Below are 12,548 nucleotides of genomic sequence, written 5' to 3' on the forward strand. Positions count from 1 at the left end.
TCAGATCGAAAACGAGGTCCCGCAGCCGCACGAACTGGTGGCATTCGGGTTTTCGATCACAAACCGCGCGCCGATCAGTTCATCCGAGAAATCGATCACGGCGCCCGACAGAAACGGCAATGAGATCGGATCGACGATCACCTGCTCTGCGCCGCCGGCGATCACCAGATCGTCCTCCGCCGGATCGTCCAGCTTGATCTCGTACTGAAACCCGGAACAGCCGCCGCCTTCGACGGCCACGCGCAGCGCTTTGCCGTCCGTCCCGGCGCCGATCTCGGCAAGGCGCGCAAAGGCGCGGTCCGTTACTTTCGGAGGCAGTTGCATGTTGTTCCCCTTGGAATAACCCTTTGTCGGAACTTAGGCATGGCCGGGCAGAGCTTCAAGCCGTGTCATTTGTCTTCGGAGGGGGGCAGGAGCCGCAGCAACGCGGCGGCGCTGCGGGCACGGCCCACGCCGTCCTTGCCGGTCGACAGGTGAATGGCCAGAACCTCGCCGCTGTCCGGGTCCAGCAGCGGTGCCCCCACCGCGCCGTCACCGAGCCCGCATTTATGTACGACCAAATCAGAGCCTGTTCCGTCAATTGCGGTCACGGCACAGGCGTCGCTCACATAGGTCATGGCCCCGCCTTTTTCATGCACCAGCGCCGCCAGAGGCTGTCCCGGTGCGGGGTCCTGTTCGGACAATGTCAGTACGCGGTCTTCCTCGAACGCTGTCTTTGGGTCGATCAGTTGCAGAAAGCTGACGCCGAACCCCTCGGACCCCATGCGCGGATCGAAATAGAGATAGCGTGTCTCTGCGCCGTCGCCGTCCTTGGCGGTGTAGTCCAGCAAGATGCCGGAAATCAGCGCGGTCGGATAACCGTCCAGCTGCATCTTTCCGGGCACGCATTGCCAAGAGGTGGCCACAATCGTCGGCGCGACGATAAAGCCGGAACAATACCCCGCGCCTTCGCGCAGCAGGATGTCGATCCGACCGACGCCACGGGCCAGCGCGCGGACCTTGTCGTCTTCGGGCAATGAACAGTTCGCGCCGTCGCAGGCAGCGCGGGCAGATGAGGCGAAAGGCAAGGCAAGACCTGCAAGCAGGGCCAGTGTTAACAGTCGCAAAAGGGTGTCCTCCAATAATGTGCATGCAATGGACCAAGGATACCACAAGGCGGGGCATGTGTCTGCCAACGCCAAAGCCCCCGCCCTGTGCAGGGCGGGGGCCAATGTTGCCGCGTCGGGTTATTGCTGGTCGCCGATCCAGTTGGCCAGATCCAGCGTCTGTTGCGCAAACCGGCGTCCGGTCGACAGTTCGTGGCTCAGGTGCAGGCCGACCACCGCGCCGGTTGCGGCGTCAAAGATCGGCGCGCCCAGATCGCCGTAATCGCTCTGGCAGGTGTGCTCAAAGGTCTTGGCGGGCAGGTAGGCCGGATCGGTGGCCACCGCGCCGCAGTGCTGGAACTGCATCGACCCGCCGCGCGGATGTGACAACATGAACAGCGGCGACCGGGGATCGGGGACGGCCTTGCCGACGCGCTGGATGCGGTCCGGGGCAAAGCTGGTATCCGGGGCGGCGATGCGCAGGACGGCAATGCCAGTCTCCCGGCTCGACAGTTCGGTGTCCAGCGTCAGGACATAGCCCTGCGCCGACCACAGCCGCTGATCCGGGAACACGTGGTCAAAGACGATGCGGATTTCCTCGATCGAGTTGGCACCGACGCGCGGGTCCTCAAGGATGCCGGGCACGCAGGCATAGGAGGTTGCCACAACCGTGGGGCCGAACACAAAGCCGGAGCAGAACACCGGACCATAGTCGGTGGTCACACGCAGACGGCCCGTGCCGCGCACGCTGTTGACGATGGAGACCTCATAGGCATCGCCATAGGTCGGGGCGGCGAAGGTGATGTAGGGCATCTCTTCGACCGGTTTGGCATCGGTCGACGTCGCCGGGGCAAGCGGTGCGCCCGTCAGTTGCGGTCCGGGGTTTATGGTCGGCGGCGGCGGTGTCGGCACCGGGCCACGGGTTTGCCGCGGGACCACCGGGTTGGGCGCAAGGATCGGCGGCGCGGGCGGACGGGAGGTGCCGGGGTTGATCAGAGGCAGGGTGATCACGGTGTCAGGCGTCGGCGCGGGCGCCGGCGGGCGGGTTCCGGGGTTGGGTGCCTTGGCGGGCGGTGCGCCGGGGTTGATCAGGGTCGGGTTTTTCGACCGGATGGTGATCGGCTTGTCGTCCTTGTCGGACTTGGCCGTGGGGTCAAGCACAAGGGTTTCAGTGACAGGCTTGATCTTGTCCGTCTCGCTCTGCGCGAGCACAGTCGCGGGCAGGGCAAGGATAATACAGCTGAGGGCGACGCTGCGCAGGGGGCTGAACATGGCTTTCTCCAAGGGTTGAACGCTAAAATACTTGCCCCCAGTCTATCTTTTGCACAGGTCGCCGCATAGTAAGGTTCCCCGGACGTTTTGACGGTGGCCAAAAAGCCAAGTGTCTGAAAACGTTCAAACGGCCTGCGCTGCGCCTGTGGCGCGTTTCGCGGTATCTTGAGCTTCCCGGTGGTCCGACTCGTCCCTTGAGGGCCTGGCAACACCAGCCGCGGCACACACAGAAGGCCGGGGCACGCGGGTCCGACGGCCCGGTCGCTGACCACCACCGACGCAAGTCGTTGTTTTGGCAGGGGGCAACCGCTATGACGGCCACGGAACACGTAATTCGGGACAGAAACCATGCGCGCCATCTTTGCCGCGACACCACTCAGCGCACGCGGTCGCCGCTATCCCGAAGAGGAAAGCGCGCATCGCTCTTGTTTTCAGCGCGATCGCGACCGGATCATTCACTGTTCGGCCTTCCGGCGTCTGAAACACAAGACGCAGGTCTTTGTGGAACATGAGGGCGATTTCTATCGCACCCGGCTGACCCATTCGATCGAGGTGGCGCAGGTCGCGCGCACCATCGCCGGCGCGCTGGGTCTGAACTTTGACCTGACAGAGGCGGTGGCGCTGGCGCATGACCTTGGCCACACGCCCTTTGGCCACACGGGTGAGGACGCGCTGCACGCGCTGATGGCCCCTTATGGTGGGTTCGACCACAACGCCCAGACCCTGCGCATTGTCACCCGGCTGGAGCGGCACTATGCCGAGTTCGACGGGCTCAATCTGACATGGGACACGCTGGAAGGCATCGCCAAGCACAATGGTCCGGTCGTGGGCGACATCCCCTATGCGCTGGCCGAATACAACGCCGAGCATGACCTTGAACTGCACACCCACGCCAGCGCCGAGGCGCAGGTGGCGGCGCTGTCCGACGATGTGGCCTACAACAACCACGATCTGCACGACGGGTTGCGGGCGGGACTCTTTACCGAAGAGGAAATCGCCCATCTGCCCATCGTGCGCGACGCCTATGCCGAGGTCGACGCCAAATACCCCACGACTGACCGCTACCGGCGTCGGCATGAGGCGCTGCGCCGGGTCTTTGGCGCGATGGTGTCCGATCTGATCGAAACCTCACGCGCGCGGCTCGTCGGCACGGGGGCTAACAGCGCGCAGGAGATCCGCGATATCGGGTATCCGGTGATCGGATTTTCCGATGCCTTGTGGGCGGACCTGAAACAGATCCGGTCGTTCCTGTTCAACAACATGTACCGCGCCCCCCACGTGATGGAACAGCGCGCCCGCGTCACGCAGGCGGTGATGGAGTTGTTTCCGATCTATCTGGCCGATCCGACATTGTTGCCGCAGCGCTGGCAGGGCGACGTGGCGCAGGCGGCGAATGAGACGGCGCTGGCGCGACTGGTGGCGGATTATATCGCCGGAATGACGGATCGTTTCGCCTTGCAGCAGCACGCGCGCTACTCTGGGCGGGATGTGCTGGAAGGGCTATGGCCCGGACAGGACGCGGGCGCCTGACGGATCGACGGATCGACGGACCAAGGGCAAGCGGCTAGGCTAAGCCGGGCAGGCAAGACAGGCAAGGCAAGGCAAGGCAAGACAGGCGCGCAGGGCAGGGAGCATACAATGGCAGTTGCAGAGACCGGCGGGCTGGATCCCGTTCTGGCCTTCGGGCTTGTGGGGGCGCTTGGCGTGGGCAGTCAGTGGCTGGCGTGGCGTTTGCGTCTGCCCGCGATTGTGCTGATGTTGGTGGCGGGTCTGGTGATCGGCCCGGTGACGGGCGTTCTCGACCCGGCGGCGCAGTTTGGCGACATGCTGCAACCGATGATCGCGGTGGCGGTGGCCATCATCCTGTTCGAGGGCGGTCTGACGCTTGACCTGCACCGGCTGTCGGATGCGGCCAAAGGCGTGCGGCGGCTGGTTCTGATTGGCGCGCCTTTGGGATGGATGGCGTCGACCTCTGTCCTGCATTGGGTGGCGGGCCTCAGCTGGGAGGCGTCCGCCGTCTTTGGCGGCATCATGATCGTTACCGGGCCCACCGTCATCGCGCCATTGTTGCGGCAGGCGCGCCTGCGCCGTCGCCCCGCCGCGCTGCTGCAATGGGAGGCCATCGTCAACGATCCGGTCGGCGCATTGGCCGCCGTGCTGGCCTTTGAGGTGGTGCTGGTCCTGCGCACCGCCACCGGCGCTGGCCCCGCCACGGTCGAACTGCTGACCGGCATCGCCATGGCCTCGGCGCTTGGCCTTGCGGGCGGATGGGGCATTGTGCGCGCCTTTCGTCAGGCGCTGGTGCCGGAATACATGAAGGTGCCGGTGCTGTTCGTGGTGCTGCTGGCGGTTTTTGGCGTGGCCGACCATGTGTTGCACGAATCCGGTCTGCTGGCCGTCACCATCATGGGGCTGTGGATCGCCAACGCGGGCCTGCCCAGCTTTGCCGAGTTGTACCGCTTCAAGGAACACGCCACGGTTCTGCTGGTCTCGGGCGTCTTTATCCTGCTTGCGGCGGGCATGAGCTTTGAACGTCTCGCTGTGCTGGACTGGCGGGCCGGGGCTTTTGTCCTGTCGGTGATCCTGCTGGCGCGGCCTTTGCCGGTCCTTGCCGCCCTTGCCTTTACCAATGTGGAATGGAAGGAACGCCTGCTGGTGGCGTTCACCGGACCGCGTGGCGTGGTTCTGGTGGCGGTCGCGGGTCTGTTTGGCGAACGTCTGGTGCAGATCGGCGTTGAAGACGCCGACCGGATTGCGCCGCTGGCCTTTGCGCTGGTGGCCGCCACGGTGGTCCTGCACGGCTTTACCCTTGCGCCCATGGCGCGGCTATTGGGGCTGACCGCCTCGCGGCTGCCGGGTGTGCTGATCATGGGCGGGTCGAAATGGGCGGTCGAACTGGGCGCGGCGTTCAAGAAGATGGAACTGCCGGTGATCATCGCCGACCCCAACAACGCCCATCTGCGCAGCGCGCGCGAGGCCGGGATCGACACCTTCTATGGCGACATCCTGTCGGAATCCGCCGAAGAACGGGTTGAATTTGTCGCCTACGAAAAACTTGTCTGCGCCAGTGACAACGACGCCTACAACACGCTGGTCGCCACCGACCTTGCCCCGGAATTCGGGCGCGACAACATCTTTCAGATCAAACGGGTTCGTGACACCTCCAGCCGCCATGTGCTGCCCGCCACACTGGGCGGCAAGGCTTTTGGCGCGGATGAGACCTTTTTTGAGGCAAATGCCGTGATCGCCGCCGGCAGCGAATTCCGGGTCACAAAGCTGACCGAGGAATTCACGCTGGAGGACTGGCGCGCGGCGCAGCCCGAGGCGGTGGCGATGGCCGAACTGGGACCAAACGGCACCCTGCGCCTGCTGGGGCCAGAGGACGAATTGCGCGGCGCGGCGGGGTCCAAGCTGCTTGCCCGCCTGCCCAAACGGGCAGAGCGACGCGCCGCCGAACCAGAGCCCGATGATGATGCGGACAAGGCGGACGTTTGACGCCCCGTGTCAAAGTGATAGAGACCGCCCAACCGCGTTGGAGCCGCTGACATGAACCTGTTTTCCGATATCCGCGCCCTCGTGATCGAGGGCATCGAAGCATTGCAATCCGAGGGCACGCTGCCCGAGGGGTTGAACACCGATCCCGTCACCACGGAACCGCCGCGCGATCCGCTGCACGGCGATATGGCGACAAATGCCGCCATGGTGCTGGCCAAACCCGCCAAGGCCAAGCCGCGCGACATCGCCGAGGCGCTGGCCGCCAAGCTGCGCGCGGATGCCCGTATCGCCTCTGCCGATGTCGCCGGTCCCGGTTTCCTGAACCTGCGGCTGTCGCCCGCGGTCTGGCAGACCCTGCCTGCGGCGATCCTGAAGGACGGCACCGCCTATGGGCGGTCTGCCATGGGTCAGGGCAAAAAGGTCAACGTCGAATACGTTTCGGCCAACCCGACCGGGCCGATGCATGTCGGCCACGCGCGGGGCGCGATCGTGGGGGACGCCATGGCCTCTTTGCTGGCTTATGCGGGCTACGATGTGACGCGCGAATATTACATCAACGATGGCGGCGGTCAGGTCGATACGCTCGCGCGGTCCGTCTACCTGCGCTATCTTGAGGCGCATGACCTCAGCGTCGACTGGCCCGAGGGCAGCTATCCCGGTGACTACCTAATCCCCGTGGGTGAGGCGCTGAAGGACAAGGTCGGCGATGTCTGGCTGGATGCCCCCGAAGAGGACTGGCTGCAAGAGGTGCGCGAGTTCTCCACCGACGCAATGATGGACCTGATCCGGGCCGATCTGGCGGCCCTTGGCGTGCACATGGATCACTTCTTTTCCGAGAAGTCGCTGTACGGCACCGGCAAGATCGAGGCTGCCATCAACAGCCTGAAGGCCAAGGGATTGATCTATCGCGGCGTGCTGGAGCCGCCCAAAGGCAAAAAGCCCGAAGACTGGGAACCGCGCGAGCAGACCTTGTTCAAAAGCACCGAACACGGCGACGATGTGGACCGCCCGATCATGAAATCGGACGGCAACTGGACCTATTTCGCGCCGGACATTGCCTATCACTATGACAAGGTGGAGCGCGGTTTTGATCTGCTCATCGACATCTTTGGTGCCGATCACGGTGGCTATGTCAAACGGATGAAGGCGGCGGTCTCCGCATTGTCCGATGGCCGCGTGCCGCTGGAGATCAAGCTGATCCAGTTGGTCAAGCTGTACAAGAACGGCGAACCGTTCAAGATGTCCAAGCGGGCAGGGACCTTTGTCACGTTGCGCGATCTGGTGGATCTGGTCGGGCCGGATGTGGCCCGGTTCCATATGCTGACCCGTAAAAGCGATGCCGCGCTGGATTTCGATCTCGACAAGGTTGTTGAGCAGTCCAAGGAAAACCCGGTGTTTTACGTGCAATACGCCCATGCGCGGATCTGTTCGGTGCTGCGCAAGGCGGCGGAGGCGGGAGTAGACGTCAGTGACGCAACGCTGGCCGCTGCTGACCTGTCCGGCATGACCCATCCGGCGGAAATCACGCTGGCGGGCAAGTTGGCAGAATGGCCGCGTCTGGTGGAAATTGCCGCCCGCACGCAGGAACCGCACCGGATCGCCACCTACCTCAGCGAACTGGCCGCAGACCTGCACGGGCTGTGGAACCGGGGCAACGATGTGCCCGAACTGCGCTTTGTGCAGGATGATCCTGTTGCAACACAGGCCAAAATTGCGCTGGCACGGTCCGTGGCGGTTGTGATTTCCGCCGGTCTTGGTATCCTTGGCGTGACCCCGGTGGAAGAAATGCGCTGACAAAAGCCGCCTCCGCCGGGTTTTGAGTTGAGCAGCAACGCATCCGGGTGGCAAAGCACTGCCTGGGGGACATGAGGCAGAAATGGCGGATTTCACCTTTGAAGGGGGTCGCCCGGCCCCGCATTCGGGTTCTGGGAACATGGCGTCAATGGCCAACTGGGCCGGGGCGGCCATGTCGTTGGCGCTGGTCGTCGGCATCGCGGTCTGGGGCTATAAGGTTGTGGCGCGGGACGTCAGCGGCGTGCCGGTGGTACAGGCCATGTCCGGCCCGATGCGCGTGGCGCCAGAGGATCCCGGCGGCACGCTGGCCGATCATCAGGGGCTGGCGGTCAACGCGGTTGCCGGTCACGGCGGCGCGGCGGACCCGGTGGACAAGTTGACGCTGGCCCCGCGCGCCGCAGGGCTTCAGGCCGATGATGTGGCTCTGGGCGCAATGGCGCCGGTGGAACAACCGCGCGATGTGTCGCCGACGCTGGCCCGCAACGCCGAAATCGTCGAATTGCCGCCCTCGGGCGCACCGATCCCCGAAAGCGCCGAGCCGAACAGCGCGCTTGCTGCGCTGGCCGATGAGATCGCCGCGCGGGCCAAACCGCTGAGCGCCTTGCCCGAAGGCACCGACGCCGAAGTGGTGACCGCGCTGGCCTCTGCCCTGCCAGAGACGGATCTGGAACAGTTTGACGGACCCGGTCTTGCCCGGTCTCTGCGCCCGCGTCTGCGTCCTGCCGGTCTGGCAAGCGCCCCGCGCACAACACAGGCGGCCGTTGTTGCCGCTGCCGCCGCAGGGCCGGTGACGGAACTGGACCCCGCCACCCTGTCCGCCGGGACCCGGCTGGTGCAGATCGGGGCCTTTGACAGCCCCGACGCGGCGCGTTCGGAATGGCAGCGCCTTGACGGGCGGTTCGGCGACTACCTCGATGACAAAGAGCGGGTGATCCAGAAAGCCTCGTCTGGTGGACGCACCTTTTACCGTCTCCGCGCCCACGGCTTTGAAGACCTTTCCGACGCCCGCCGCTTTTGCGCCGCCTTTGTCGCGCAAAAGGTCGACTGCATTCCGGTTGTGACGCGATGACGGCGTTTGGTGCAGTCATACTTGGCTGTGCTGGCGCGACACTCTCTGATGCGGAAAAATCTCTCTTTGCAGAGACGCGGCCTTTTGGCTTTATCCTGTTCAACCGCAACCTGATGGATGCGGACCAGATCCGAGCGCTTTGCGATAGCTTGCGGGAGGCTGCGGGCCACGATGCGCCGATCTTTATCGACCAAGAGGGGGGGCGCGTGCAGCGCCTGCGCCCACCACTGGCCCGCGACTGGCCCGCGCCGCTGGACGATGCCAATGCCCCAGAGGCTGAGCGCCGCTTTTACCTTCGGGCGCGCCTGATTGCCGATGAGCTGTGCGCGCTCGGCATTGACGGCAACTGTATCCCGACGCTGGATATTGCGCGGCCGGACACCCACGCCGTGCTGCGCAACCGCTGTTATGGCACCGACCGGGACACCGTGATCCGCCATGGCCGCGCCGTGGTGCAGGGCTGCCTTGACGGCGGCGTACTGCCGGTGATGAAACACATGCCCGGTCACGGGCTGGGCACGCTGGACAGCCATCTGGACCTGCCGCGCGTGGCAACGGATCATGCCATGCTCGACGCACAGGACTTCGCTGTCTTTAAGGCTTTTGCCGACCTGCCACTGGCGATGACCGCGCATCTGGTGTTTGAGGACATCGACCCGCGCCCCGCAACGCTGTCGCCGGTGATGAACCGCGTTATGCGGGAGCAAATCGGTTTCGACGGGCTGCTGATGACCGACGATATTTCGATGCAGGCGCTGACCGGCACCGTGCCCGAACGCGGCATCGCCGCGCGCAAGGCGGGCTGTGATGTGATCCTGCATTGCAACGGCGACCTGACAGAGATGCAGTCCCTGTGTGCCGAGGTCGGAGCGATGGACACACAGGCGCAAGCCCGCGCAGAACGTGCCCTGATGGCCCGCACAACCCCCAAGCCGGTTGACATCGCGGCCCTGCGCGCTGAGGCTGACGCCTTCACGGCTTTGGACCCGCACACCGACCCCGCATGAACGACACCCCCGATCTTGTCGACCTTTCGGTTTCCGAACGCCTCGCCGCCGAGGCGCTGGTGGTTGATGTGGATGGGTTCGAGGGACCGCTCGACTTGCTGCTGAACATGGCGCGGACCCAAAAGGTGGACCTGCGCAAGATTTCGATCCTGCAACTGGCGCGGCAATATCTGCGGTTTGTCGAAGAGGCCAAGACGCTGCGGATCGAACTGGCCGCCGACTATCTGGTCATGGCCGCTTGGCTGGCATTTCTGAAATCACGTCTGTTGCTGCCGCCTGACCCCTCCGAAGAGGGGCCATCGGGCGAGGATCTAGCCGCGCATCTGGCCTTTCAACTGGAACGCCTGCAAGCGATGCGCGACGCCGCCGCCCGGTTGATGGCGCGCGATCAACTGGGGCGCGATTTCTTTGGGCGTGGATTGCCGGAACAGGTCGAACAGGTGCGGCAGGTGAAATACACCGCCACATTGTTGGACCTGATGCAGGGCTATGCCCGTATCCGCACCCGCGATGAATTCCGCCCGTTTGTGATGGACCGCGACCGCGTGTTCACCATGGAACAGGCGCTGGAACGGATACGCGGTCTGATCGGATTTGCCGGGGTCTGGACCGACATCCAAAGCTATCTGCCCGAGGGCTGGGCCGAAGACCCGGTGCGCTGGCGGTCCGCCACCGCCGCGACCTTTGCCGCCTCGCTGGAACTGGTCAAAGAGGGCAAGGCAGAGTTGAAACAATCCGGCACGTTCGAGCCCATCATGATGCGCCGTAAGGAGAGGCGGGATGACTGACACCCCCGAGGCCGCGCCCGAAGAAGACCGCGCGCCCCGCGACAGCCTGTTCGAGGCCCCTCCCATCGCGGAACAAGAGCGCATGGTTGAGGCGATCCTCTTTGCCAGCGCCGAGCCGGTGACCGTGAAGGAACTCAACGACCGGATGCCGCACGGCTGCGACGCCGCCGAGGCGCTGGTCTACTTGCGCAAGCGGTATGACGGGCGCGGTGTGCAGGTGGTCCGTGTCGGGGATGCATGGGCGATCCGCACCGCGCCGGACCTTGGGTTTCTGATGCAGCGCGAAACGGTCGAGACGCGTAAACTGTCCCGTGCGGCGGTCGAGACGCTGGCGATCATCGCCTATCACCAGCCGGTCACACGGGCCGAGATCGAGGAAATCCGCGGCGTGTCCGTGTCGCGCGGCACGGTGGATCAATTGCTGGAGATGGAGTGGATCCGCTTTGGCCGCCGCCGCATGACGCCCGGGCGACCGGTGACCTTTGTCGTGACGCAGGGCTTTCTGGACCACTTCGGGCTGGAATCCGCACGCGATCTGCCGGGGCTGGCGGATCTGCGCGCCGCCGGTCTGCTGGAAAGCCGCCCCTCGCCATTGGGCGTGCCGCAGGCGGGTGAGGGCGATGTGGACGCCGAAGAAGGGCTGGAAGAAGGCCAGAGCGAACTGTTCGAGGATTAACCTGCCCGAAAATCGGCACAATTGCTGGTTAATCTGCGTACCAAAACAGGAGATTCGAGCATGAACGTCCAACAGATCGTCAATATGGTTGTGCAGATGGTGCTGCGCAAACTGGTTCACAAAGGCATCGACGCGGGCATTCAGCGCGCGACCGGAGGTGGACAACAGGGCCGCGAGGCGCAGCGCGCCATCCGTCAGGCGCGCCGTGCGGCCCGGATGGGCAACCGTCTCTGACGCGCGGGCCTAGCGACCGCGAAAATGCTTGGACAGTTTCAGGCCCTGACCCTGATAGTTCGACGCGATCCCGGCACCATATAGCTGTGCCGGCACCTGCGACATGCGCTCATAGACCAGTCGCCCGACGATCTGGCCGTGCTCCAGCACAAAGGGGGCCTCGTGACAGCGCACCTCCAGCACGCCGCGCGCGCCTGCGCCGCCTGCGGCGGCATGGCCAAATCCGGGGTCGAAAAAGCCCGCGTAATGCACCCGGAATTCCCCGACCATGGCCAGATAGGGGGCCATTTCGGCGGCATATCCCGGTGGGATATGCACCGCTTCACGGCTGACAAGAATGTAGAACGCGCCGGGATCGAGGATCAGTTGTCCACTGTCCGATCGCAGTTCATCCCAGAATTCCAGCGGGTCATAGGCCCCGATCCGGTCCAGATCGATTACCCCGGTGTGGGGGCGCGCGCGATAGCCGATCAACCCGCCATCCCCCGGTTGCAGGTCGACGGAAAAACCCAGCCCCTCACCGATCACCGGGGCACCGCCGCCGACCAGCGTTTCCGCCTCGTGCAGAGCGTGCAGTTCCGTATCGCTGAGCACCGACCGCCCGCGCCGGAACCGGATCTGGTTCAGGCGCATCCCCGGACGCACCAGAACAGAAAATGAGCGCGGACAAATCTCGGCATAGAGCGGCCCGTCATATCCCGCCGCGATGCGGTCGAACTCCACCCCGCCATCGGTGATCACCCGCGTCAGCAGGTCCAGCCGCCCGGTCGAGCTTTTGGCGTTGGCGATGGCCTGAATGTCCTGGGGCAGGCGAACGCGCTCCATCAGAGGGACCAGATAGACACAGCCCTTTTCCAGCACCGCACCCTCCGCCCCCAAGGCGATCCTGTGCATTTCGAATTCGTCGATACGGTCAGAGACGCTGCGCCCCTGACCGGCCAGAAAGGACGCCCGCACCCGGTAGGCGGTTTGTCCCAGCCGCAGATCAAGGCTCGCCGGTTGCACCTGTCCGTCGACAAACGGCACGTCGGCGGCAATCGCACCCTGCGTGATCAACGCTTCGATCTCTTGGCTGGCCAGAACCCCGGTCATCGCATTCCCCTTGTTTCGCCCGTCTTAGCAAGCGCA

12 protein-coding genes are annotated in these 12,548 nt (G+C 64.6%); 8 read left to right on the forward strand and 4 right to left on the reverse strand.

All coding sequences use genetic code 11. The features are described from left to right. The 3 genes from ACN0S5_RS01540 to ACN0S5_RS01550 all read right to left on the reverse strand — a co-directional run bounded on the left by ACN0S5_RS01540 (position 1) and on the right by ACN0S5_RS01550 (position 2,357). Positions 1-324: a HesB/IscA family protein gene (locus ACN0S5_RS01540; protein ID WP_417205308.1), complete on the reverse strand. Its 324-nt coding sequence runs from the start codon at positions 322-324 to the stop codon at positions 1-3. 65 nt (positions 325-389) lie between these two features. Continuing rightward, on the reverse strand, positions 390-1,106 hold the full coding sequence (locus ACN0S5_RS01545; protein ID WP_417205309.1) for a trypsin-like serine peptidase: 717 nt from the start codon (positions 1,104-1,106) through the stop codon (positions 390-392). Positions 1,107-1,226: 120 nt separating this feature from the next. Next, positions 1,227-2,357, reverse strand: coding sequence for a trypsin-like serine peptidase (locus ACN0S5_RS01550; RefSeq protein WP_417205311.1), 1,131 nt, complete (start codon positions 2,355-2,357; stop codon positions 1,227-1,229). A 348-nt stretch (positions 2,358-2,705) separates the two neighbouring features. Here ACN0S5_RS01550 and ACN0S5_RS01555 point away from each other — a divergent pair, with 348 nt between their 5' ends. From ACN0S5_RS01555 to ACN0S5_RS01590, 8 genes are all read left to right on the forward strand, one after another. After that, positions 2,706-3,887 carry a deoxyguanosinetriphosphate triphosphohydrolase gene (locus tag ACN0S5_RS01555; RefSeq protein WP_417205313.1) on the forward strand — a complete coding sequence of 394 codons (1,182 nt, stop codon included), beginning with the start codon at positions 2,706-2,708 and terminating at the stop codon, positions 3,885-3,887. Between the two features lie 108 nt (positions 3,888-3,995). Continuing rightward, positions 3,996-5,852 (forward strand): cation:proton antiporter, encoded by a 1,857-nt coding sequence (locus ACN0S5_RS01560; RefSeq protein WP_417205315.1) that lies wholly within the window; start codon positions 3,996-3,998, stop codon positions 5,850-5,852. Between the two features lie 51 nt (positions 5,853-5,903). Then, complete coding sequence (gene argS, locus ACN0S5_RS01565) at positions 5,904-7,646, forward strand: arginine--tRNA ligase (RefSeq protein WP_417205317.1); 1,743 nt, start codon at positions 5,904-5,906, stop codon at positions 7,644-7,646. Between the two features lie 139 nt (positions 7,647-7,785). Further along, positions 7,786-8,715 carry an SPOR domain-containing protein gene (locus ACN0S5_RS01570; RefSeq protein ID WP_417205318.1) on the forward strand — a complete coding sequence of 310 codons (930 nt, stop codon included), beginning with the start codon at positions 7,786-7,788 and terminating at the stop codon, positions 8,713-8,715. Then, positions 8,712-9,722 carry a glycoside hydrolase family 3 N-terminal domain-containing protein gene (locus ACN0S5_RS01575; protein WP_417205320.1) on the forward strand — a complete coding sequence of 337 codons (1,011 nt, stop codon included), beginning with the start codon at positions 8,712-8,714 and terminating at the stop codon, positions 9,720-9,722. Before ACN0S5_RS01570 ends, ACN0S5_RS01575 begins: the two co-directional genes overlap by 4 nt. After that, positions 9,719-10,510, forward strand: a complete 792-nt coding sequence (locus ACN0S5_RS01580; RefSeq protein WP_417205322.1) for a segregation and condensation protein A — start codon at positions 9,719-9,721, stop codon at positions 10,508-10,510. Before ACN0S5_RS01575 ends, ACN0S5_RS01580 begins: the two co-directional genes overlap by 4 nt. Further along, positions 10,503-11,186 carry an SMC-Scp complex subunit ScpB gene (gene scpB / locus ACN0S5_RS01585; RefSeq protein WP_417205324.1) on the forward strand — a complete coding sequence of 228 codons (684 nt, stop codon included), beginning with the start codon at positions 10,503-10,505 and terminating at the stop codon, positions 11,184-11,186. The genes ACN0S5_RS01580 and scpB overlap by 8 nt, the downstream gene beginning before the upstream one ends. Positions 11,187-11,246: 60 nt before the next feature. Then, on the forward strand, positions 11,247-11,420 hold the full coding sequence (locus ACN0S5_RS01590) for a hypothetical protein (protein WP_417205326.1): 174 nt from the start codon (positions 11,247-11,249) through the stop codon (positions 11,418-11,420). A 9-nt stretch (positions 11,421-11,429) separates the two neighbouring features. Here ACN0S5_RS01590 and ACN0S5_RS01595 read toward each other — a convergent pair whose 3' ends face one another. Further along, positions 11,430-12,512, reverse strand: coding sequence for a 2'-deoxycytidine 5'-triphosphate deaminase (locus tag ACN0S5_RS01595; RefSeq protein WP_417205328.1), 1,083 nt, complete (start codon positions 12,510-12,512; stop codon positions 11,430-11,432). Positions 12,513-12,548 lie beyond the last annotated feature (36 nt).

Source organism: Antarctobacter sp. (assembly GCF_048262615.1).
Classification (GTDB): Bacteria; Pseudomonadota; Alphaproteobacteria; order Rhodobacterales; family Rhodobacteraceae; genus Antarctobacter.